Raw genomic sequence first — 22,484 nt, forward strand, 5'->3', positions numbered from 1 at the left:
CCTGGGCCGGCCGGGAAGTGGCCGTTTTCGCCCCGGTCGGACCGAAAAGGCGCATTTCCGGAAACGCCAAGATTGCACTTCGGTAGCTTCGAGGGCGCAATGCCGGGATATGTCGTACGCTCCCGTCGTGCTCCATGGGGAAGATGAGGTCAAGGGTTCCCAAGTGAGACCGCCCGTGCGTCGCGGGATCCCGGCTTCTCCCCCCAAACGCTCCCGCATCGGTGACATTCGGATGCGGGTGGTGTACCGGGGGCTGGCCGTGGCCGGCGCCGTCGTGGTCGTCGCCGCGACGCTGGCCGTGGTGCTCCCGTCCGAGCCGGACGAGGTCGCGGCGGGGCCGGTTACCGCGCCGCCGGCCGCACCGTCCTCGTCCGGCTCCGCACCTGTGCCGTCGGTCACCGCCTCGCCGTCGGTCACCGCCTCGCCGTCGGTCGCTCCCGCCACGGAGCGGGCGACGCCGCGTCCCGGCACCTCGCTCGCGCCCGGCTACACGGCCATGGAGGCCCTGTACGCCGACCCGCGCGTGCCCAGGCTGACCCGATCCGTCAAGCGCATGCCCCTGCGCTCCCCGGGCAAGCGCTTCATCAAGGACCGCAGGGCCGGCCTGCGGGTGCCCAAGCTGCCCCGGCCGTGGAAGAGGTACGGGGCGGCGCCGTTCACCACCAAGCAGGTGCTGCCCAAGCAGCGCGGCACCGCGCTACGCGGCGTCTTCGTCACCTGCCCGCTTCCGATCATGAAGCAGAAGTCCCCGCGCGACACGGCGCTGCTGGCCGCCCGCTGGACGCTCAACCACCACCCCAAGGGCTCGCGCATCACCTGGCTGGCCTCCCAGCCGGTCAAGCGCGGATGGATGCTCGCCTACCGCGTCACGTACGGCAAGCACAGCTCTCGTGCCGCCGTCGTCGTGGTCGACGGGGGAATGAGCAAGCCGGGACTTGCGTTCGTCTCAGTGCCGGATTCGCAGCGCAAGTACTGGCGCGACATCGGCCGCGTGGCCTCAGGGGTGCGTGTTCTAGGCTAGAAAGATCATGGAAGCGGCGATGTTGGGGAGTGACGCCGTGGAACGCTCTGGACCGCCGCAGGCGCCGAATAAGGGCAAGGGGAAACCGCCCTGGCGTTCGGAGGGCCTGCCCGGCACGCCCGGAGGCCGGCCCAAGATCAACTGGTGGCGCTTCATCGTCACACTGCTCGTGGTGTACGCGGGTTTCTTCGTCGTGTCGTCGTTCGTCGACAGCGGCTCGGTCGAGACGATCTCGTACACCGAGTTCACCAAGCAGGTGAACGCCAAGAACGTCAAGGACATCTACGCCCAGGGCCTGTCGGTCGAGGGCGACCTGCGCACGCCCGCGAAGAACCCCGACGGCGGCGCCACGTACACGCGCTTCGCCACCGAGATCCCCGCCTTCGCCAACACCGACCAGCTCGACGAGCAGCTCGCCAACGGCCAGGTGGAGATCACCTCCAAGCCCATCACCCGCGGCTTCTTCTCCAACCTGCTGCTGTCGCTGCTGCCCGTGCTGCTGCTGGCCGGCCTGTGGATCTGGATCATGCGGCGCGGTGCCAGCATGATGGGCGGCGGCCTCGGCGGGCTCGGCAAGTCGAAGGCGGCCAAGCCCGTCGACGCCAACCAGGTGCGGGTCACGTTCGAGGACGTCGCGGGCATCGACGAGGTCGAGAACGAGCTCGTCGAGATCGTCGACTACCTCAAAGACCCCGCCAAATACCGCAGGCTGGGCGCCAAGCTGCCCAAGGGCGTGCTGCTCGCCGGTCCTCCGGGCACCGGCAAGACGCTGCTGGCCAGGGCGGTCGCCGGTGAGGCCAAGGTGCCGTACTTCTCCGCCAGCGCCTCCGAGTTCATCGAGATGATCGTCGGTGTGGGCGCCTCACGGGTGCGCGACCTGTTCGAAGAGGCGCGCAAGGTGGCGCCGTCCATCGTGTTCATCGACGAGATCGACGCCATCGGCCGCGCCAGGGGCGGCGCCGGCGGCATCGGCGGCCACGACGAGCGCGAGCAGACGCTCAACCAGATCCTCACCGAGATGGACGGCTTCTCCGGCGCCGAGGGCGTGATCGTCATCGGGGCCACCAACCGTCCCGAGATCCTCGACCCGGCGCTGCTGCGTCCGGGACGCTTCGACCGTACGGTGCAGGTCGGCCTGCCCGACGCGGCCGGGCGCACCGCGATCCTCGCCGTTCACACGCGCGGCGTGCCGCTCGACGGCGAGGTCAGCCTCGAACAGATCGCCAAGACCACGCCCGGCATGACCGGCGCGGACCTGGCCAACCTCGTCAACGAGGCGGCGCTGCTCGCCGCCAAGCGCGGCCGCGAGAAGGTCACCATGTCCGACTTCGCCGACGCGCTGGAGAAGCTGCAGCTCGGCGCGGCCCGCAGCATCGTCATGCCGGAGGAGGAGCGCACCCGCACCGCCTACCACGAGGCCGGTCACGCGCTGCTCGGCATGCTCCAGCCCGGCGCCGACCCGGTCAGGAAGATCTCCATCATCCCGCGCGGGCGGGCGCTCGGCGTCACGCTCTCCACCCCCGACACCGACCGCTACGCCTACGACGAGCAGTACCTGCGCGGGCGCATCACCGGCGCGCTCGGTGGCATGGCGGCCGAGCAGGTCGTGTTCGGCGTCATCACCACCGGTGCCGAGAACGACCTCGAACAGGTCACCATGATCGCCCGCGGCATGGTGGGCCGGTGGGGCATGTCGGAGAAGGTCGGCCCGCTGACCATCCTGCCCAACGACGGCCAGCAGCCGCAGGCCTCGCCCGCCACGCTCGCCATGGTCGACGAGGAGGCGCGGCGGATCGTGGACGAGTGCTACGAGCGGGCCATCCAGATCCTCACCGACAACCGCGACAAGCTCGAGGCCATCGTGGCGGCGCTGCTCGAGCACGAGACGCTGGACGAGACCGAGGCGTACGCGGCGGCCGGGCTGCCGAGGCCGGATGAGGACGGCAAGCCGGCTCCCGTCGAGGGCGGCAAGCCCGCCGCCGTCGAGAGCGGCAAGCCGGCCGCGCCCACCGGCGGGGATGGCCTGCCGACCGCCTCGTCCGGCGAGGGCGGGAAGCCGGCCGCGTCGCCCAACGGTGACGGCCGGCCGGCCGCGCCCGCCGACGGGAACGGCAAGCCGGCCGCGCCCGCCGGTGAGGAGGGGAGTACGGCCGCCGCGCCGCGCCCGCCGGCCTCGCCGCAGCGCCCGCCCGCCGAGGTGCGGCGCGCGGCGGCGGAGGGCCGCTGACGACTCCGCGAAGCCCGTGCCGACGTCTCGCGCAGAGCCCTGCCGCGTTGCGGCGGGGCTCTGCTGACGATCACCGCGCGGCTTGTCGCCGCTTTCCGCAGGCATGGCCCCGCCGATGCTTACCGCAGGGCGTGGCTCGGCTGATGCTTCTCGCAGGGCTCTGAGCGACGGGGCGACGGCGTGTCCTTTCCCAAGAATTAGGACATTCCGGACGTTGCTTGGAGTCCGGCTCGGGAACGTCCTTCGAGACAAGTGTGATCGGGGGACCGTCGTGACACTTAATGACGAGCTTCTCGCCGGACTCGGAGCCCCAGGGCTGGAGCAGATCGCCGGGATGCTCGGTACCGACCAGCTCACGGCCCGCAAAATCACCGAAGCCGTGTCCGGAACGATCGTGGGCGGACTGGCGCACAACGCCTCGTACCCGGACGGCGCCGAAGCCCTGCGCGGAGCACTCGACGACCACTTGGACGCAGACCCCTTCAACGGCGACGTCGCCTCGCTGATCCGCGACGGGCACAGCATCCTCGGTCACATCTTCGGCGCCCAGGGCACCGAGCACGCCGCCGCCCGGCTCGCCCAGCTCGCCGGCGTCGGCTCCGCACGCATCATGAAGCTGATGCCCCTGCTCGCTCCCATGATCATGTCCCTGCTCGCCAACCGCGCCGTCGAACGCGCCATGGACTCCGCCGCCCTCGCCGACGACCTCGACCGGGAACGCACATCCCTCTCGGGCGGGCTGGGGCAGCTCATCGGCGAACTGCTGGGCGACGTCCTCGACGGCAGCGGCGTGCCCCGGCCGCCCGCGCCGTACCCGATGTACCGGACGGAACGGGAAGTGACGCCGGGGAGCACGTACAACGCCGACTGGTGATCTTCGCGCGCTGTTCGTTCCCCGGCCTGCCTCCGCTTCCCCGACGCCCACGGATCCCCGCACACCGTCCGGCTCATCGACGGAGATCGAGCATGCCCGCCGCCTCCTCGGCGGCGAGGACCGGCCGAACCCAGGCCATGGGAACGCTCGTCAAGTCCCCGCCATCCCCCACCACCTCTACCGCAGGCGCCCCCTCGGCGGAGCCTCAAGCGGCGCCGGCGCGCCCGCGTCATCACGCCGCGACCGGCCGCACGTGACATCGGCTGCTCGCGATGTACCTGACGTGCGGTCGCCTGGTCGTTCCGTGGCGGCAGCGATCGCCCGTCCCAGACCGCCGGCGGGGTGGAAGACATGGGCGACCCGCGCGGATGACCGCTTGACAACCGAGGCCGGGAGTGACATAGCGCCATCCTGCGGCCGGTAGGCTGTTATGGTGATCGTTCTGGCTTCAGCCTCCTCCGCACGCCTGGCACTCTTGCGCAGCGCCGGGCTCGACCCGAAAGTGATCGTCAGCGGCATCGACGAAGACTCCTACTCCGCCTATTCCCCCGCCGCGCTCAGCCTCGTGCTGGCCAAGGCGAAGGCGGAGGCGGTGGCGAGCGGGCTCGACGAAGGACTGGTCATCGGCTGCGACTCGATCCTGGAGCTCGACGGCCGCCCGTACGGCAAGCCCGCGACCCGCGAAGAGGCCATGGAGCGGTGGCGCCTCCTGCGCGGCCGCACGGGCCGTCTCGTCACCGGTCACTGCGTCATCGACGTCGCCGCGGGCCGCCAGGCGGCCGAGGTCGGCACCACGGTGGTGCGCTTCGCGCAGCCGTCCGAGGAGGAGATCGCCGCGTACGTCGCCACCGACGAGCCGCTCAACCTGGCCGGGGCGTTCAGCATCGAGGGGCGCGGCGGCTGGTTCGTGGACAGCATCGAAGGCGACCACGGCAACGTGCTCGGGATCTCCCTGCCGCTGCTGCGCGAGCTGTTCGCCGAGCTCGGTTACTCGATCACCTCGTTCTGGCGCTAGCCTGCCGGGCATGCGAGCAGTGCGTGACTTCACCGGCGGGGTCGGATTCTTCTTCGAAGGGCTCGGGTGGGTCGCCAGACACGGCAGATGGTGGCTGTTCGGGCTGATCCCGGCGCTGATCGCGTTCGTGGTGTACGTGGTCGCGTTAGTCCTGCTGGGGACGAACGCCTCCGACCTGGCCGCGTTCCTGACACCGTTCGCCGACACGTGGAGCTGGCGGGAGATCTTCCGCGGAGTGGTGGCCGTCGCGCTGGTCCTGGGCGGGCTGGCGGTGGCGGTGCTGACGTTCACGGCGGTGACGCTGACCATCGGCGACCCCTTCTACGAGCGGCTGTCCACCGAGGTGGACCCCCTGGAGTCGGAGGACGACCAGCCGTGGTGGCGTACGCTGCCGCGATCCATCCGCGACAGCCTGGTGACCCTGTTCTACATGCTGCTCTTCACGGTCCCGCTGTTCTTCCTCGGGTTCGTGCCCGTGGTCGGCCAGACCGTGGTGCCGGTCCTGGGTGCGATCGTGTCCGGCTTCTTCATGACCGTCGAGCTCACCACCTTGGCACTGGAACGTCGGGGCATGGAGCGCAAGGAGCGTTTCGCGTTGTTGCGGGCCAATATGGCGAGTGCGCTGGGGTTCGGGGTGGCGGTCTTCGTGCTGTTCCTGGTGCCGTTCGTGGCGGTGATCGCCATGCCGGCGGCGGTGGCGGGGGCGGCTCTGTTCGTACGGAAGCGGCTGGCGCCTGTCGCCTGACCCGCGTACGGCGCTGTTGTCGCGTAATCCGTGTTCGGTGCTCTGACTCGCGTGCGGTGTAGGTGCCGCGTGGCCTGCGTGCGGCGCTGTTGTCGCGTAATCCGTGTTCGGTGCTCTGACTCGCGTGCGGTGTAGGTGCCGCGTGATCCGCGTGCGGCGCTGTTGTCACGTAATCCGCGTTCGGCGCTGTTGCCCGTAATGCTCGTGCGGCGCGTTGTCGCGTGATTTGCGTGTGGCGTAGATGTGGCGATCTGCGTGCGGTGTGGACGTGGCGATCTGCATGGGAACAGGTGCCGCGTGATCTGCGTGCGGCGCCGGTGTCGGGGTCGCTACCGACTTATCCACAGGGTTGCCTGCCGTCTCCCTCACCGTCCACAGAACCGCGTTCGGTCGTTCGAAGGCCCCTCACCACCCGGCACCCTATGGGGCCATGACGACCAACCGCTCGCCCCGTTCGGCCCCTCGCACCTCCTTCACCTCCAGCTCATCGCCGGCGTACGTCCCGGCACCACGCCCGCCCATCGCTGGTCCCTCCACACCCACGACGGCAGTCACCGCCTCAAGCACCGCCACGTCAGACCCCGCGATCTCGGAGCTGAAGAGCCTGAGGTCCATGACCTCAGCGCTCGAAAGCACAGCCCCCGGCAAGACCGCTTCCGAGACATCAGCGCCAGGCTCCTTCAGCCCGACCGCCCTGTGCGCTGTAACGACCGACACCGTCGAGACCGACAGGAACAGACCCGACACTGATAGGCCCGACGCCGATGGGTCGGCTTCTGGCACGGACAGATCGAGCGCAGACGGGTTCGGCCAGAGCAGAACCGATGCGAACCCGATCGCCAAGGACGGCCAGAACGGCAGGACCAGCAGAGACACGAACGGATCAGAGAGAGACGGCAGGAATAAGGACGGATCAGAAAAGGGCGCCAGGAACGCGGACGGATCGGATAGGGAAGGACGGAGCAGGAGCGGAACGAGCAGGGGCGTCGGAGCGACGAAGGACACCAAGGAGTGCGCCTCGGGAACGCGCACCAGGAAGGATGCATCGGACAGGGACCCTACCGAGGACGCCTCGGACGGGGGCTCTAGCGTGGACGCCTCGGACGGGGGCTCTAGCGTGGACGCCTCCGACAGGGCCGTTAGGGAGGGCGCCTCGGACAGGGGCGCTGAAGAGGACGCCTGGGATTCCGACACCTCGGATCCCTTCAAGTTCTCAGCCGAGCCCTGCCTCACGCTCACCAGCCCCACCGACATCCTGGCCGCCGTTCCGTACCTGGTCGGCTTCCACCCCACCACCAGCCTCGTCGTGGTCGGCCTGGCGGACGGGCGCGCCAAGATGGTGGCCAGATGGGGCCTGCCCTTCCCGCCCGGCACCCTCAATGCGATGGCCGCGATCATCGACCGCGAGGCGATCACTGACCTGGTGATCGTCGGCTACGGCCCGGGCGACCTCGTCACACCGGCGGTCGACGAGGCAAGGAACCTCGCGGTGGCGACCGGCGTGCACGTGGGGGAGGCCCTGCGGGCACACGAGGGCCGCTACTGGTCCTACATCTGCGACGTACCGACCTGCTGCCCGGCAGAAGGCACCCCGTTCGACCTCACCACGAGCCCGATCGCGGCCCAGGCGACCGTACACGGGCTGGTGGCCCTTCCCAACCGCGAAGCGCTCGAACGTACCGTCGCCCCTGTGACGGGCCCCGAGCGGATGGCGATGCGCAAGGCCACGTCGAAGGCGATAACCGCGTTCAGAGCGGGCCTCATGGCCGCGACCGACCTCGACACCTTCACCCGGGACTTCGTCGCCGACGGCCTGGCCAGGGTCCGCTCCGCCCTGGAGATCCACACCGGAGGCGGCAGGCTCAGCGACGAGGAGGCGGCGAAGCTAGGCCTGGCCCTGGCGGTCATGAGAGTCCGCGACGAGGCGTGGACCCTCATGCACGACTCCCACGCCTCGCTCTGGAAGGACCTGACCTGCCGCCTGGAGCCCCGCTTCGTGCCCCCGGCCGCGACCCTGCTCGCCATGGCCGCCTGGCACACCGGCGACAGCGTCCAGGCCACGATCGCCCTCGAACGCGCCCTGACGACGGACCCCGGCTACTCGATGGCCAACCTGCTCATGCACGCCCTCCAAAACCTGCTCTCCCCGTCCGTCCTCCGCAACCGCCTCCCCACCCCCGAGGAACTGGACGCCGCCATGGGCCCCGTCAGCCCCGCCTGGCTCCTCCCGCTGATCAACCTTCTGGACGAAGAAGATCTGGACCCCACGGAGTAACGCACCTGGAAGGCCGCCACGGCACGCCTCGGAGCCATCCACCCCTCAACACTCAGCGTGCTCCCAAGACCCGGCTCACCCACCCTCAACTTCGGCTCAGACCTCATCGCCTGGCTCATCACTGGCGGGAGGACCCACGCAACCCGCCAGAGGAGGTCCCGGGCGGGTTTCGGGCATGGCGGCAGGCGAGACGGCGCCCGGCGGTGGAGAGGAGGTCAGAGGGAGCCTTCTTCTCTCTTGCGGCGCTCGTTGTAGGTGCGCATCCGCTGCGGGTACCCGGTTAACTGCACGTCGTACACCGGCAAGGCGAGATCGCGGGCGACTTTGTGGATCACGGCGGGGGAGCCGACCCTGCGCCTGGTCCACTCGCCGTCGTCGGCCACCGCTACGGCGGTGGTGTCGGTGGCGAACGTTTCAGGTTCGACGTAGAACTCGACGCCTCGCCGCGAACGGGCAAAGGCGATGAGCGCCTCGATGTCGGCGTCTGTCGCCTCACGGTCGAACTTCGCGATCTTGCGGCCGCGCAGCCGACGAATGCCGTAGCGGTCTCGCCATCTCATGAATCCTTTGTATACCGTCTCGGGCTCGAGCGCGTCGGGGATGATCTCGGGGGCGTATCCGGGATTCTCCTGATGCACGAACCGCTCGGGCGACGCAGTATGTCAGTGTCAGCTTGGTCATCAGAGGGAGAGGCATGGCGATTATGGCTGGGGTACCGAAAACCCCCGGGCCGGGACGGATGCCGCCAGCTCATCTGCGCGTCACCAACCAGGACCGCGAGCACGTGGTGGAGCACATCAAAGCCGCCTACGCGGACGGGCGCTATGACAAGCTCGAGTTCGACGACCGTTTGGAACGCGCGATGACCGCGCGTACGCACGGCGACCTCATGCCCATCATGGATGAGATTTACGGTCCGAACGCCGTGCCGCAGCTCGCCCCCGCGCCGTCCGCTCCGGTGCCGCAGGAAGGGCCGGCCGAGAGCCACGAGCGCCTCGGCGGCGCGTTCGCTCATCTGGTCCCGCTGCTCGGGTTCCCGATCGTCGGCCCGCTGCTCCTGCTGGTCACCGGCGCGAAAACCTCGCCTTTCATGCGCAGGCACGTTCTGGAATCGCTCAATTTCCAGATCACCGTCTTGGGGGCCACGATCGTGCTGTCCGTGACGGTCGTCGGGCTCCTGCTCCTGCCGTTCATCATGGTCGCGGCGTTCGTGCTTTCCGTGGTCGGCGGCGTCTCGGCCCTGAAGGGGGAAGAGTTCCGTTATCCGATGACTCTCCGTCTGGTGAAGTGACCGGGCCGGGGGCGCCGCCTTCGTTTCCGGATCTTTTTCGTACGTCGCCGAGCCGTCCCGACGAGGTGGCCGAACCTCGATGGGTTTACCGCTTTTGGTGCGATTCAGGGGTCGGGTGAGTCTGTGTCCCTGACATGTATCGGGGACGGTTTTCGGTAAATATCCTGAACGGGCCGTGATCGGGTCTTCTGTTGTGGCGGTGAGCGCTGCCCGGTGTGGATCGGCAGCATGTCGGTCGGCGGAGCGTTGATCGGCAGCGTGTCGGTCGGCGGAGCGTTGATCGGCGGAGCATTGATCGGCAGTACGTACGGGTTCACGCGCTCACGACACCCACGGGGTATGAACTCGCGACGCCTTGCGGCTCGCGTGCCGGCGAACGCGCGGGCTTGCAGCGGGGCGGGTCCGGAGGCGTTGTGCCGGATTCTGTGTTCTCCTTGGCCCCTCGCTGGGTTCCTTCTCCGGTGCAGCGCCGCCTTGCGTGTGATCACCGAGGCGGTGTCGCAGGCCATCCGCGATCTTTCGCGATCCGCGTCAGCGGCAAGTTCTCGCGCGGTCCCGCCGGTTGTCGTGTTCTATCGGCTGAGTTCTGGTGTGGCTCTGCCGGTTGTCGTGTTCTGCTGGCTGAGTTCTGGTGTGGCTCTGCCGGTTGTCGTGTTCTGCTGGCTGAGTTCTGGTGTGGCTCTGCCGGTTGTCGTGTTCTACCAGCCGAGTGCTGGCGTGGCTCCGCCGGTATTCGTGCTCTAACGGCCGCGCACCATGTCGGCCTCTGTCAGGCCGTACCGTGTCAGCGCTGCGCATGCCGGACCTTGCGGAAGGGTCTTGCCTCGCGAGCGTGACGTACTTTGCCCCGAGGCGTCGGCTGGTCAGGGCGGCGGGTGGGGCGTTCCGCGTGGGTGTGGGCTGTCGGCGCGATCGCTGGCTGCGGAGCCGGAACGTCCTGGTCAGCGGGCGAGGACCTCGTACCTGACCTGCATGACCCCCGCGCTGGTGTTGCCGATGGCGGCGAACGCGGCGGTGGAGAGGTCGAGGCAGCGGCCTCCGACGTACGGGCCTCGGTCGTTGATGCGGACCGTCACCGACTCGCCGGTCCTGGGGTTGGTGACGCGGACCCTGCTGCCCAGCGGGAGGGTCTTGTGGGCGGCGGTCATGGCGTTGGGGTTGAAGCGTTCGCCGCTGGCCGTCATCTGGGGCTCGCCGTAGTAGGAGGCGCCGCAGGTGCCGGACGAGATGACGCGGAGCTTCGGCTTCCTGGGCTTCGATTCTGCTGGTCGCTTTGCGGAGCTCTGCCTGGGGGAGGTGGTGCTCTGCCTGGGGGAGGTGGTGCTCTGCCTGGGTGAGGCGGTGCTCTGCCTGGGGGAGGTGGTACGGGTGCCGCTCGAGGTTCGCCGGGCGGTGGATGAGGACCGTGCGGGCGGCGAGGGGACTGCGGCCTTGGGGAGGGCGGTCGAGTTCTGATGGCCGGGGGTTGTCTGGGTAGCTCCGGTCGCGTCCTTACGGGTGGTCCCGGCTGCTGTGGGCGACTGGGGTGCTTTGGTGGCCGGGGAGGATGGTGCAGGGGCCGCTGCGGGCTTGGAGGAGTCGTCGGCGCCGATCGTGGCCCAGGCGGTGGCCGAGGCGGCTGCCGCGATGGCCGCGCCGGCTGCGATGGCGGCCCAGCGGCGCCGGCTCGGGGAGAGCTTGCGGGTCTGCGGGGACGGCTTGCGGGAGTGCTGGCCCAAGGTAAACCACGGTCCTGGATAGGGGATAGGGCGGTGAAAGGCCGGGCCGGCAGGGGGTGGATGGCGTACGGCGGCCGATCGACGGCGGGGCAGGGGCCCGCACGGACGGGCAAGAAGATATGCGACAAACAGCAGGTAAAGGCAACTTAATGGGACATTCAGTGATGTTTCTCACCGAGGTCAAGCCGGTGCCAAGGGGATGCGCGAAGGTCGCTCTCCGGTCGTGGGGTGCGGGAAGTCGTCCGATGGCCGCATCGTGAACGCGGGTGCCGTCGGCCTCGTCGCGTGGCTGGTGGGCTGAGCGTCGGCTGCGGTGATGGCTGCTCGAAGGCGCTCGTCGCTTGCCGAGGCGGGCAACACGGCCCGGGGCGGCCATGGGTGCGGGCGCTTTGAGCGGGTGGAGGTCCTGGCGCGCCTCTCACACGGCGGCCTGATCCTTAAGCAGGCTCCGCAGTCGGTGGGCTGAGTCTCGTGTGGGCTGCGCAGCTGGTGGGCTGAGTCTTACCTACGCACCACACTCGGTGGGCAGCTCTTGAAGTGCGTTCCGCACTCGACGGGCCGGTCCTGGAGCGTGGCGCTGACGAGGGTCCCCCGCGTGTTCAGAGGAGGAGGGAGCGGACCGTGTCGACGGTGTCGGCTTCCTCGGGGCGTTTGTCCGGGCGGTAACGCAGGACACGGGCGAAGCGGAGGGCCATGCCGCCGGGGTAGCGGGGCGAGCGCTGCACGCCGTCGAACGCGATCTCCACGACCAGCTCGGGACGCAGCCGTACGGTCCACGAGTCGGTGGGCCCCTCGGCGAGCTCCAGGAAGCGCTCGGTCTGCCAGGCGAGCAGCTCGTCCGTGAGCCCCTTGAACGTCTTGCCGAGCATCACGAACCCGCCCTCCGGGTCGCGGGCGCCCAGGTGGAGGTTGGAGAGCTTGCCCTCGCGGCGGCCGTGGCCCCATTCGGCGGCCAGGACCACCAGGTCGAGCGTGTGGCGGGGCTTGACCTTGATCCAGCCCGCGCCGCGCCGCCCGGCCGCGTACGGCGAGCCGAGCGACTTGACCACGAGCCCTTCATGCCCCGCCTTGACCACGTCGGTGAAGAACTTCTCCGCCTCCGCCACGTCCGCCGTCACCAGGCGCGGGGTCAGCAAAGCCGGTGGCACCGTACCGGCCAGGGCCTCCTGGCGCTGCGAATAGGGAAGATCGAGCAGGTCGGCGCCGTCGACGCGCAGCGCGTCGAAGAAGAACACGCTCAGCGGCGTGCGCTCGCGCAGCTGGGCGACGTTGGTCTTGGAGGAGACGCGGGCGGAGGTCACCTGGAACGGATGCGGGCGGCCGTCCGGGCGCAGGGCGATCACCTCGCCGTCGAGGACGAGGTCGCCGGACGGCATCTCCAGGACCGCCTCGACCAGCTCCGGGACCTGCGGGGTGATGTCGTCGAGCGTACGGGTGAAGACCCGAACCTCCGCGCCGGAGCGGTGGGCCTGCACGCGGATGCCGTCGAGCTTCCACTCCAGCGCGGCCGGGGCGCCGGCCTTGTCCAGGGCGGCGGCGACATTGGGGGCGCTGCCCGCCAGCATCGGAGAGACCGCCCGCCCCACCTCCAGCCGGAACGCACGCAGCGCCTCCACCCCGCCGCTCAACGCCGCCGCACCGACGGCGGGCAGCGAGCCGCGCAGGGTCAGTGCCCGGCGTACGTCGGCCGACGGCGCACCCGACGCCTTGGCCACCGCTTCGATCATGACGCCGTCGAGCGCCCCCTGCCGCAGCTCCCCGAACAGCAGCCGCCGCATGAACTGCTGCTCCTGGCTCGTCAGCCCCGCGAACAGCTCGGCCACCAGCGCCTTGCGCGCCGCCTGCGAACCCTGGCCCGACACCGCCTTGATCCGGCTGAGCAGCGCGTCGACCGACGTCAGCGTGGCGGTGGCGGCCAGCTTGGGCTGCGGGATCTCCTCCAGCGTGCGCCAGCCCACGCCCACCTGGCGCTGGGGCAGCTCGCCCGACAGGTACGAGATGGCGATCTCCGCCTCGTCCGGGCCGACCCGGCCCAGCAGCTCCGCCAAGTGGCCGATCTTGCCTAGTCGGGCGGATGTGCGCGCCACCGCCTCGGAAACCCGGACCACGTCGATCAGAAGCACACGCCTATGGTGCCTCACGAAGGTGACATTTCCCCACCTGATATCGGCATAACTGCAGAGTGTGTCGGTAAAGCGGGCAAAGGGCATGGATGTGGTGCTGTGCTGAAAAAGGGGTCTGGTCGGGGGTTGGGGCGTTAATACTCCGTTTCCGTGCTACTCCGCTTCCTGTGCGCGGGGGAAATGCAAGGGGAGGGTGGGTGGATACGGGGTGCCGTGGGCGGGCGAGGGCGGCGTCGTGTACGTGCGAGCGGGGCGCGGACGCCGCCACGGAGAGCGTCAGCGGCGAGACCGGTGTCGGTGACGGGGCAAGGGCCCGGGCGGGACGGAGTCGTGGGCGCGCGTGGTCCGATGCAGAGCGCTGGAAGGCCCAGTGCCCGGGAGATCAGCCCGTGGGAGTAGGTGCGCAGCCGGGCTGGGGCGCGAGAAGTGCAGATGCGCGACCAGAGCGGACGCGCAGGGGAGGGGGTCGGGTGCGCAGTGAGGGCGGTGGGCCGCGGGCAGGTGCGGGGTGTGTGCTGGGGCTGTGCGGGCCGGGGCGTCCTTGGGGTGAGGGCGCCCCGGCTCAGGCGGGTGTCAGTTCACGTCGAGCAGGTCGACGACGAAGATGAGCGTCTCGTTCGGCTTGATGCGCGGCGGAGCGCCGCGGGTGCCGTAGCCGAGGTGCGGCGGGATGACCAGCTTGCGGCGGCCGCCCACCTTCATGCCCACGACGCCCCGGTCCCAGCCGCTGATGACGCGGCCGGCGCCCAGCGGGAACTCGAACGGCTGGCCGCGGTTCCACGACGCGTCGAACTCCTCCCCGGACGAGAACGAGACGCCCACGTAGTGGACGCGTACCTGCTGGCCGGCCTTCGCCTCGGGGCCGTCGCCGACGGTGATGTCCTCGATTTCGAGGTCGGCGGGCGGGTTGCCACCGGGGAAGTCGATCTCGGGCTTTTCGAGTGCCACGAATAGGCTCCTGTTGTCGTTGAACACGGACCCGACGACTCTATGCGGTGGCGCGGCACGGTCGTGCAGAGCCACCCGCTCCCCGGACGCCTCCCGATCATGGACGCCGGACGCCTCGCGGCCCGGACACCACAGGTCCCGGACGATCGTCAGGTCCCGGACGGCGCCAGGCCCCCGGACGATCGTCAGGTCCCGGACACCGCCATGGTCCCGGACGATCGTCAGGCTCCGGACGATCGTCAGGCTCCGGGCGATCGTCAGGCTCCGGACGGCGCCAGGCCCCCGGACGACCGCCAGGTCCCCGAGCGTCGCCACGTCCCGGACGTCACCGGGTTCCCGCGGTCACCGGGGACCCTGGAGGTTCACCAGCTCTGGTGCAGCGGCATGCCCTCGGCGTACCCGGACGTGCTCTGGATGCCGACCACGGCCCGTTCGTGGAACTCTTCCAGGTTGGACGCCCCCGCGTACGTGCACGCCGACCGCAGCCCGGCCACGATGGAGTCGATCTGGTCCTCGACGCTGGGCCGCTTGGGGTCGAGGTACATGCGCGAGGTGGAGATGCCCTCCTCGAACAGCGCCTTCCTGGCCCGTTCGAAGGGGGTGTCGTCGGCGGTCCGCAGCCGGACGGCGCGCGCGGAGGCCATGCCGAAGTTCTCCTTGTACTTGCGGCCGTTGGCGTCGGTGTGGGTGTCGCCGGGCGACTCGTACGTGCCGGCGAACCAGGAGCCGATCATCACGTTGGAGGCGCCGGCGGCCAGGGCGAGCGCCACGTCGCGGGGGTGCCGCACGCCGCCGTCGGCCCACGCGTGCCGCCCGAGCCTGCGGGCCTCGGCGGCGCATTCGAGCACGGCGGAGAACTGCGGCCGGCCGACGCCGGTCATCATGCGGGTGGTGCACATGGCGCCGGGCCCGACGCCGACCTTGACGATGTCGGCTCCGGCGTCGATCAGGTCGCGTACGCCGCCGGCGGTGACGACGTTGCCGGCCGCGACCGGCACGCCGGGGTCGAGGGCTCTGACGGCGCGCAGGGCGGAGATCATCTTCTCCTGGTGGCCGTGCGCGGTGTCGACGACCAGGCAGTCGATGCCGGCGTCGAGGAGTTCTTTGGCCTTGGCGGCGACGTCACCGTTGACGCCGACGGCGGCGGCGATGCGCAGCCGGTTATGGGCGTCGACGGCGGGCTGGTAGAGGGTGGCGCGCAGCGCGCCGGTACGGGTGAGGATGCCGACCAGCCCCCCGTCGCCGTCGACGATGGGCGCGAGGCGGTGGCGGCCCTCGTGCAGCCGCTCGAACGCGGTGCGCGGGTCGAGCCCGGCGGGCAGCGTGAGCAACTCGCTCGACATGACCTGGGAGAGCTGGGTGAACATGTCGACGCCCTGGCAGTCGGCCTCGGTGACGACGCCGACGGGGCGGTTCTCCCAGTCGACCACGATGACCGCACCGTGCGCCCGCTTGGGCAGCAGCTGCAGGGCCTCGCCGACGGTGGCGTGCGGGGTGAGGGTGAGCGGTGTGTCGTGGACGAGGTCGCGCTTTTTGACCCAGTCGACCACGTTGGCGACGACGTCGAGGGGGATGTCCTGCGGGATGACGGCGATGCCGCCCCGCCGTGCCACGGTTTCGGCCATGCGCCGGCCGGCGACCGCGGTCATGTTGGCCACGACGATGGGGATGGTGGTGCCCGTGCCGTCGTTCGTCGAGAGGTCGACAGCGAGCCGCGAACCGACCGCGGAACGCGACGGCACCATGAACACGTCGCTATAGGTCAGGTCGTAATGGGGCTCGAGGTCGTTGAGAAATCTCACGTTCATCCATCTTATGTGCTGACTGGTCAACAGGGGTTTTCCCCCTTTCCGGGGGCCTTATGATCGGCCCGGACACTTTTGGGGGAGGGAGGGTCTGTGAACGTCACGGAAAGGGCCGAGCTGATCGTTGTCGGCTACGTCGTTCGCACCACCAATGCCGACGAAATGGATCCGGCGCGTGCCAAACTGCCGGCGGTCTGGCGGCGGGCGGGCGCTCCTGGGGCCTTCGCCCACGTGCCGGGCCGGGTGGACGAGAACCTGTACGTGGTGATCACCGACTTCGAGAGCGATCACCACGGGGCTTTCACGAAGATCGTCGGTACGGGTGTGCGCACGGTTCCGCGCCTGCCGGAGGGCATGGTCGCGGTCCGCGTGCCGGCCGGGCAGGCGATGAAGATCGAGGTGCGTGGGCCGATGCCGCAGGCGTTGATCGACACCTGGCAGCAGGTGTGGAAGCACACCGAGTCGGGCGGCGCTCCGGCGCGCGCCTTCACCACGGATCTCGAGGTGCATCACCCCGAGGGCGTGGATCTGTACATCGCGATCTGAAGGAACGGATCTCCATCGGTGCATCGCGGTCCGGCGGATCGGATCCGGGGGTGCACAGCGGTCTGACGGGACCGCATCCCGTCCGACCGAGGACGGGGTTCAGAGACCGAGCGCGGCGGCCGCCGCCTCGACGGCCGCCGGCTTGACCTCTTCCAGCGGCAGGTGGGCGTATTCGACCGCGCAGTCGGACAGCCCTCCCAGCGCCACCGTGGCCCTGATGTGCTGGGCCTGTGTGGGGTCGCCGCCCATCAACATGACGATCAGCTCGCGCCGCCACTCGAACATGCGCGTGCCGAGGTCGAGCTGGCTCAGGGTGGACAGCTCGCGGACCATCATCACGATGACGTCGCGGTGCCGCCAGATCATGTCGAAGTAGGCGTCGAGCAGCTCGTGCGGCGTGTAGCGGGGGGCGAGGTCGCGTACGAACCGCTCCATGTCGTCGATCATCGGCCGGACGATGCTGCGGACCAGGTCGTCGCGCGATGAGAAGTGGTAGTACAGCGCGGGCTTGGTGATGCCCAGGCGTTCGGAGATCTGGCGCAGGCTGGTGTTCTGCACGCCCTGCTGCACGAACAGCTCGCGGGCGACCGCCTGGATGCGCGCCTTGGTGTCACTGGGCATGAACCAAGATTACTCCTTACCTACCGTTAAGTCAGTCCTCGTGCTAGCGTCCTTACTTAACGATAGGTAAGGAGATGTCATGAGGGTCCTCATCTCGGGCGCGAGCATCTCGGGGCCCGTCCTCGCGTACTGGCTCGTCCGCCACGGCTTCACCGTCACCGTCGTCGAACGCGCCCCGGCACTGCGCAAGGCGGGCGGCCACGCCGTCGACCTGTTCCGGCCCGCCCTGGAGATCGTGGAGCGGATGGGCGTGCTGGATCGGGTGCTCGCCGCCAAGACCGGCACGGAACGGCTCACGCTGCACGTCGAGGGCGGCCGGCGCCCGGTCGGGGTGAGGATCAGCAGCATCGTGGACGCGTTCTCGGACCGGCACGTCGAGATCATGCGGGACGACCTCAGCGAGATCTTCTACGAGGCCACCCGACACGACGCCGAGTACGTCTTCGGCGACTCCATCACCTCGATCTCCGAGAGCGGCGAGGTGACGTTCGAACGCGGCAGGCCCGAGCGGTACGACCTGGTGATCGGCGCCGACGGCCTGCACTCCAACGTGCGCCGCCTGGTCTTCGGCCCCGAGGAGCGCTACACGAGGTGGATCGGCGCCTACCTGGCCGTCGCCTCGATCCCCAACTACCTGGACCTCGACGGCCACATGGAGGTCTTCGCGGGCATCGGCAGGATGGCGGGCGTCTACGGCGCGGCGCGCATGCCCGACGCGCGGGCGGTGTTCATGTTCAGGACGCCGGAGCCGCTCGACTACCACCACCGCGACACGGAGCGGCAGAAGGAGCTGCTGCGCGAGCGCTTCGCGGACGCCGGCTGGGAGGTGCCGAGGCTGCTGGAGGAGGCCGGGCGCGCGAGCGCCTTCTACTTCGACTCGATCACCCAGCTCCACCTCGGCACGTGGTCGCGCGGGCGGGTGACGCTCGTGGGCGACGCCGGCTACTGCCCCGGTCCCGCGGTCGGCGGCAGCACCAGCCTGGCCGTCGTGGGGGCGTACGTGCTGGCGGGGGAGCTGGCCGCGTACGGGGGCGACCACGCGCGGGCCTATCCGGCGTACGAGGCGGAGATCGCCCCCTACGCACTGCAGAGCCGCGCGTTCGCCGTCGGCGCGGCCCGGCGGCTGGTCCCGCAGGGCCGGTTCGACCTGTGGGCGCTCGCCCGCGCGGCGCGCCTGGCCGATCTGCTGCCCACGGCCGTCACCAGGGCCGCGGCCCGGCTGGGCGGCAAGAGCGCGCGGCTGCACGAGACGATCGCGCTCAAGGGCTACGCGCCCGCCGCCCGCGAGCACTCCGGCTGACGATCAGGCGAGCACCCCCTGTTCGCGGAGCTTGGCCGCCTGCTCGGCCGAGAGCCCCCAGCCGGACAGGTCCTCAAGGCGGGTGGCGGGGGACAGGTCGGGGGCCGGGACGCCGAGCAGGCGCGGCGCGGGCATCGGCTGGACGACGCCGCCGACGTCGGTGAACGAGCCGCGCGCGACGTTGTGCGGGTGCGCGGCCGCCTCGGCCATCGACAGCACGGGCGAGACGCAGGCGTCGGAGCCGTCGAAGACCTCCTCCCACTCGGCGCGGGTGCGCTTGCGGAACTCCTGCGCCAGCCGGTCGCGTAGGGCCGGCCACTGAGCGGGGTCGTCCCTGTCGGGGAGGTCGGAGTCGCCGTCCAGGCCCATGCGGCGCAGCAGCTCGGCCCAGAACTTCGGCTCGAGCGCGCCGACGGCGAGGTACTGCCCGTCGGCGGTCTCGTACGTGTCGTACTGCGGGGCCCCGGTGTCGAGCAGGTTGGTGCCGCGCGGCCCCCAGGCGCCGCTCTGGACGGCCTGGTAGAACATGGCGAACAGCACGGCGGCGCCGTCCACCATGGCCGCGTCGATCACCCGGCCCTTGCCGGTGCGCTCCCGCTCGTACAGGGCGAGCAGCACGCCGTAGGCGAGCATGAGGCCGCCGCCGGCGAAGTCGCCGAGGGTGTTGATCGGCGGGGTCGGCTTGCCGCCCGCGCGGCCGAGCATCGACAGCACGCCGGAGATCGCGATGTAGTCGATGTCGTGCCCGGCGGTCGGGGCGAGCGGGCCGTCCTGGCCCCAGCCGGTCATCCGGCCGTAGATCAGCCGTTCGTTGACCGCGTGCAGGTCCTCGGGGCCGATGCCGAGCCGTTCGGCGACGCCGGGCCGGAAGACCTCGATCACCACGTCGGCGTTCTTCGCCAGCTCCTTGAACGCGGCCACGCCCTCGGGCGACTTCAGATCGAGCCCGATCGTGTGCTTGCCGCGGTCCATGACGTCTCTGCGGGGAGCGTCGCGCACGGCGCCGACCCGGTCGACGCGCAGCACGTCGGCGCCGTGGTCGGCGAGCATCATGCCGGCGAACGGTCCTGGAGCGAGCCCGGCGAGCTCCAGCACGCGCACGCCGGTCAGCGGACCTCGGCTAGTCTCGGGCATCAGCCTCTCCTTGGTCGGGACATCTGACCAAGTAGAACAACATTCGGTGATCTTCTGCAAGCGGCCTTGCCGACCTCCCCGCGAAGTCCGGGCAGGTATGGGAAACTTGCCCACTGTTCGGGTGGTCTACAGGCGGCCGTCGATGGCGGCTGCCTGCAGCAGGCGCACGCGCGCCGCTACAGGGGTAGGACATGGTTTCGGAGAGCAACCGGCTCATCGCAGGGCGCTACCAGTTACTGCGCGAACTGGGCCGCGGCGGGATGGGTGTGGTCTGGGAAGGCCGCGACACGCTGCTCAACCGGCAGGTGGCCATCAAAGAGGTGCTGCTGCCGGACAGCCTGTCACCGGCCGACAAGGAACGCCAGCTCCTGCGGACCGCTCGCGAGGCCCGTACGGCGGCCAAGCTCAACCATCCCAACGTCGTCGCCATCTACGACGTGGTCGAGGAGGGCGGCCGGCCGTGGATCGTGATGGAGCTGGTCAGCCACCCGTCGGTGGAGGAGGTCGTGCTCACCACGGGTGCGCTCCCGGTGCGGGAGGCGGCGAGCCTGGGCCGCCAGGTGCTGTCGGCGCTGCGCGCCGCCCATGAGGCGGGCATCCTGCACCGCGACGTCAAGCCCAGCAACATCCTGTGGTCGGAGAAGGACGGCCGCGCGGTGCTCATGGACTTCGGCATCGCGACCGTCGAAGGCGACGCCTCGCTGACCAGCACCGGCATGGTGACGGGCTCGCCGAGCTTCCTCGCGCCGGAGCGGGTGCGCGCCGAGAACGCGGGCCCGGCCTCCGACCTGTGGTCGCTGGGCGCCACGCTGTACGCCTGCATGGTCGGCCGCTCGCCCTTCGACCGCGGCGACGCGATGTCCACGCTCAACGCGCTCCTCACCGAGGAGCCCGACTACCGGCGCATCCCGCCGATCATGCACCCGATCCTCAAGGGCCTGCTGCAGAAGGAGCCCGAGGACCGGGTGGACGCCGACGAGGCCGACCGGCTGCTGCAGGCCATCATCGCGGCCAAGCCGGCGCCCGTGGACTACGACGATCCCGACCGCAAGAGCGGTGGTCGCGGCCGCGCCCTGCTCGCCGCCGCGGCGACGGTGGTGCTGGTGCTGACGGGCGGCGCGGTCGCGTACTTCAGGACGGCATCGCCCGCCGAGGGCACGCCGCGCGCCACCACGCAGCCGGCCGCGGCGACCAAGCCCATCACGCCGTCGGCCACGCCCACGGTGGCGCAGACGAGCGCGACGCCGACCCCCACGCCCAGCGCGACCAGGCGCGCCCCGCTCGTACGGGTGTGGAAGTCGCGCGACGGCTGGGCCATCCTGCGGCCCATCGGCTGGCGGGGTGCGCTCGGCGAGGCGTACACCGAGTGGACCCGCCGCGACCGCAACGCCCACCTCGGCGTGGAGGCCGTCTACGGGCGGCTCGACCCCCACGAGCTCATCCGCGACGCACAGGAGGTGTTCCGGCAGAACGCGCGCACGGTGGTCAACCGCGGGCAGCGGACGGTCATGCACAAGGGCGTCAAGGCCGTGGAGTGGGAGTTCACCTGGATCGCGGGCGAGCAGAACGACTCCCCCTGGGTCCGCCCCGGCATGCGCTACCACGAGATCCGCAGGGCCGTGCCGAGCGACGACGCCGCGTACGTGCTGTCGTGGACGGTCGCCGAGGACCAGTGGCTGCGCAACAGAGCGCTGATGCAGCGGGTGATCGGCAGCTTTACTGTGGGGGCATGACCCCCTGGAACCTGCTGGCCCTGCCTCCGCTTCCCGAAGAGCTGCTCCGCGGCCTGCTCGCGCCGCTCGGCGACCGGGTGGAGGTCAGGGTGCCCGCATCCCGCGACCGCGCGGCGCTGCTCGCCGCGCTGCCGGAGGCGGAGATCGTGCTGGGCGACTGGACCGGCGAGCTCGTCATGGACGCCGAGGCCGTCGAGGCGGCGCCGCGTCTCGCCTTCGTGCAGCAGCCGTCGGTCGGCGTCGACGGCCATGACCTCGACGCGCTGGCGGCGGCCGGGGTGCCGCTGGCCAACACGCCGGGCGTCAGCGCCGTGGCGGTCGCGGAATGGTGCCTGGCGGCCACGCTGGCGCTGCTGCGCAAGCTGGGCGAGGCCGACGCCGCCGTACGCGCGGGAAAGTGGCCGCAGCAGAGCCTGCAGCCGCGCGAGCTGCGCGGACGGCGCGTCGGCGTGGTCGGCTACGGCCCGATCGGCGCCGGCTGCGCCGCGATGTTCCGCGCGCTCGGCTGCGAGGTGTCCTACTGGACCCGCACGCCGCGCGAGGACCCCGGCTTCACCGACCTCGGCACGCTCGTGTCCGCCTCCGACGTCGTGGTCGTCGCGATCGCGCTGTCGGAGGAGACCCGCGGCCTCATCGACCCCGGCCGCATGAAGCAGGGCGCGCTGCTCGTCAACGCGGCACGAGGCGGCGTGGTGGACCAGAAGGCGCTGGTGGCGGCCCTGAGCGAGGGCAGGCTCGGCGGCGCCGCGCTCGACGTGTTCGACGTCGAGCCGCTGCCGCCCGGCGACCCGCTGCGCGAGCTGCCGAACGTGCTGCTCTCCCCGCACGTGGCCGGCGTGACCGCCGAGTCGACCGGCCGCCTGCTCACCGTCACCCTCGGCAATCTCACCGCCGCCGTCGAGGGCCGCGAGGTGGACGGCGTGCTGAACGGCGTCCACCCGGTGATCTCGCGAAAACTTCCGCAATCACCTACCAATTAGGTGATTCACCTGGCACGATGAAGTGTTTTCGTGTCTTTAACGCACCCCGGTCTGTTCGGGCCGGGCGGGTGGAGATACCGTGCTACGGACGATCTCTACCAGCTCAAGGGGGTGCTACGTGAACGAGC

At 70.3% G+C, this 22,484-nt stretch carries 20 protein-coding genes; 12 read left to right on the plus strand and 8 right to left on the minus strand.

Features of this window, described 5'->3' with window-relative positions; genetic code table 11:
• The first annotated feature begins 232 nt into the window (after window positions 1–232).
• The 5 genes from ACGFIM_RS25510 to ACGFIM_RS25530 all read left to right on the plus strand — a co-directional run bounded on the left by ACGFIM_RS25510 (window position 233) and on the right by ACGFIM_RS25530 (window position 5,882).
• Entirely contained in the window at window positions 233–1,021 is a 789-nt protein-coding gene (locus ACGFIM_RS25510) for a hypothetical protein (protein ID WP_393204343.1), read from the plus strand.
• A 19-nt stretch (window positions 1,022–1,040) separates the two neighbouring features.
• Window positions 1,041–3,248: an ATP-dependent zinc metalloprotease FtsH gene (gene ftsH / locus ACGFIM_RS25515; RefSeq protein ID WP_393204346.1), complete on the plus strand. Its 2,208-nt coding sequence runs from the start codon at window positions 1,041–1,043 to the stop codon at window positions 3,246–3,248.
• A 271-nt stretch (window positions 3,249–3,519) separates the two neighbouring features.
• On the plus strand, window positions 3,520–4,122 hold the full coding sequence (locus ACGFIM_RS25520) for a DUF937 domain-containing protein (RefSeq protein ID WP_393204349.1): 603 nt from the start codon (window positions 3,520–3,522) through the stop codon (window positions 4,120–4,122).
• A 430-nt stretch (window positions 4,123–4,552) separates the two neighbouring features.
• The gene (locus tag ACGFIM_RS25525; protein WP_393204352.1) at window positions 4,553–5,137 is read left to right on the plus strand and encodes a Maf family protein; all 585 of its coding nucleotides are present in this window, start codon (window positions 4,553–4,555) and stop codon (window positions 5,135–5,137) included.
• Between the two features lie 10 nt (window positions 5,138–5,147).
• On the plus strand, window positions 5,148–5,882 hold the full coding sequence (locus tag ACGFIM_RS25530; RefSeq protein ID WP_393204355.1) for an EI24 domain-containing protein: 735 nt from the start codon (window positions 5,148–5,150) through the stop codon (window positions 5,880–5,882).
• A gap of 420 nt (window positions 5,883–6,302) precedes the next feature.
• Here ACGFIM_RS25530 and ACGFIM_RS25535 read toward each other — a convergent pair whose 3' ends face one another.
• Window positions 6,303–6,758 carry a hypothetical protein gene (locus tag ACGFIM_RS25535; protein WP_393204358.1) on the minus strand — a complete coding sequence of 152 codons (456 nt, stop codon included), beginning with the start codon at window positions 6,756–6,758 and terminating at the stop codon, window positions 6,303–6,305.
• A 241-nt stretch (window positions 6,759–6,999) separates the two neighbouring features.
• Between ACGFIM_RS25535 and ACGFIM_RS25540 the strand changes: the two genes are divergently transcribed.
• The gene (locus ACGFIM_RS25540) at window positions 7,000–8,157 is read left to right on the plus strand and encodes a DUF4192 domain-containing protein (RefSeq protein WP_393204361.1); all 1,158 of its coding nucleotides are present in this window, start codon (window positions 7,000–7,002) and stop codon (window positions 8,155–8,157) included.
• A 215-nt stretch (window positions 8,158–8,372) separates the two neighbouring features.
• On the opposite strand, the gene ACGFIM_RS25545 is transcribed toward ACGFIM_RS25540, so the two are convergent.
• Window positions 8,373–8,717 carry a hypothetical protein gene (locus ACGFIM_RS25545; protein WP_364067057.1) on the minus strand — a complete coding sequence of 115 codons (345 nt, stop codon included), beginning with the start codon at window positions 8,715–8,717 and terminating at the stop codon, window positions 8,373–8,375.
• A 134-nt stretch (window positions 8,718–8,851) separates the two neighbouring features.
• Between ACGFIM_RS25545 and ACGFIM_RS25550 the strand changes: the two genes are divergently transcribed.
• A complete protein-coding gene (locus tag ACGFIM_RS25550; RefSeq protein ID WP_393204364.1) occupies window positions 8,852–9,448 on the plus strand; it encodes a DUF1707 and DUF4870 domain-containing protein in 597 nt (198 codons plus the stop codon).
• A gap of 941 nt (window positions 9,449–10,389) precedes the next feature.
• On the opposite strand, the gene ACGFIM_RS25555 is transcribed toward ACGFIM_RS25550, so the two are convergent.
• Window positions 10,390–10,677, minus strand: coding sequence for a septal ring lytic transglycosylase RlpA family protein (locus ACGFIM_RS25555; RefSeq protein WP_393205869.1), 288 nt, complete (start codon window positions 10,675–10,677; stop codon window positions 10,390–10,392).
• On the opposite strand from ACGFIM_RS25555, the gene ACGFIM_RS25560 reads away from it, so the two are divergent.
• Window positions 10,664–10,903, plus strand: coding sequence for a hypothetical protein (locus ACGFIM_RS25560; protein WP_393205945.1), 240 nt, complete (start codon window positions 10,664–10,666; stop codon window positions 10,901–10,903). The two genes, ACGFIM_RS25555 and ACGFIM_RS25560, sit on opposite strands and share 14 nt — an antisense overlap.
• An 862-nt stretch (window positions 10,904–11,765) precedes the next feature.
• Here the strand turns inward: ACGFIM_RS25560 and ACGFIM_RS25565 are convergent.
• The 3 genes from ACGFIM_RS25565 to ACGFIM_RS25575 form a co-directional block, all read right to left on the minus strand.
• Window positions 11,766–13,289, minus strand: a complete 1,524-nt coding sequence (locus ACGFIM_RS25565; RefSeq protein WP_393204367.1) for an ATP-dependent DNA ligase — start codon at window positions 13,287–13,289, stop codon at window positions 11,766–11,768.
• Window positions 13,290–13,862: 573 nt separating this feature from the next.
• Complete coding sequence (locus tag ACGFIM_RS25570) at window positions 13,863–14,237, minus strand: FKBP-type peptidyl-prolyl cis-trans isomerase (protein WP_393204370.1); 375 nt, start codon at window positions 14,235–14,237, stop codon at window positions 13,863–13,865.
• 362 nt (window positions 14,238–14,599) lie between these two features.
• Window positions 14,600–16,039, minus strand: a complete 1,440-nt coding sequence (locus ACGFIM_RS25575; protein ID WP_393204373.1) for a GuaB1 family IMP dehydrogenase-related protein — start codon at window positions 16,037–16,039, stop codon at window positions 14,600–14,602.
• A 96-nt stretch (window positions 16,040–16,135) separates the two neighbouring features.
• Here ACGFIM_RS25575 and ACGFIM_RS25580 point away from each other — a divergent pair, with 96 nt between their 5' ends.
• Window positions 16,136–16,588, plus strand: coding sequence for a GyrI-like domain-containing protein (locus ACGFIM_RS25580; RefSeq protein ID WP_393204376.1), 453 nt, complete (start codon window positions 16,136–16,138; stop codon window positions 16,586–16,588).
• A gap of 99 nt (window positions 16,589–16,687) precedes the next feature.
• On the opposite strand, the gene ACGFIM_RS25585 is transcribed toward ACGFIM_RS25580, so the two are convergent.
• Complete coding sequence (locus tag ACGFIM_RS25585; RefSeq protein ID WP_393204379.1) at window positions 16,688–17,209, minus strand: TetR/AcrR family transcriptional regulator; 522 nt, start codon at window positions 17,207–17,209, stop codon at window positions 16,688–16,690.
• A gap of 79 nt (window positions 17,210–17,288) precedes the next feature.
• On the opposite strand from ACGFIM_RS25585, the gene ACGFIM_RS25590 reads away from it, so the two are divergent.
• Complete coding sequence (locus ACGFIM_RS25590) at window positions 17,289–18,509, plus strand: FAD-dependent monooxygenase (RefSeq protein WP_393204382.1); 1,221 nt, start codon at window positions 17,289–17,291, stop codon at window positions 18,507–18,509.
• A 3-nt stretch (window positions 18,510–18,512) separates the two neighbouring features.
• Here the strand turns inward: ACGFIM_RS25590 and ACGFIM_RS25595 are convergent, their stop codons facing one another.
• Complete coding sequence (locus tag ACGFIM_RS25595; RefSeq protein WP_393204385.1) at window positions 18,513–19,643, minus strand: CaiB/BaiF CoA transferase family protein; 1,131 nt, start codon at window positions 19,641–19,643, stop codon at window positions 18,513–18,515.
• Between the two features lie 191 nt (window positions 19,644–19,834).
• On the opposite strand from ACGFIM_RS25595, the gene ACGFIM_RS25600 reads away from it, so the two are divergent.
• Together ACGFIM_RS25600 and ACGFIM_RS25605 are read left to right on the plus strand one after the other, a co-directional pair.
• Window positions 19,835–21,376 (plus strand): serine/threonine-protein kinase, encoded by a 1,542-nt coding sequence (locus ACGFIM_RS25600; protein WP_393204388.1) that lies wholly within the window; start codon window positions 19,835–19,837, stop codon window positions 21,374–21,376.
• Window positions 21,373–22,356 carry an NAD(P)-dependent oxidoreductase gene (locus tag ACGFIM_RS25605; RefSeq protein ID WP_393204391.1) on the plus strand — a complete coding sequence of 328 codons (984 nt, stop codon included), beginning with the start codon at window positions 21,373–21,375 and terminating at the stop codon, window positions 22,354–22,356. The genes ACGFIM_RS25600 and ACGFIM_RS25605 overlap by 4 nt, the downstream gene beginning before the upstream one ends.
• Window positions 22,357–22,484 lie beyond the last annotated feature (128 nt).

The organism is Nonomuraea sp. NPDC049309 (genome assembly GCF_043196965.1).
Taxonomy (GTDB): domain Bacteria; phylum Actinomycetota; class Actinomycetes; order Streptosporangiales; family Streptosporangiaceae; genus Nonomuraea; species Nonomuraea fastidiosa.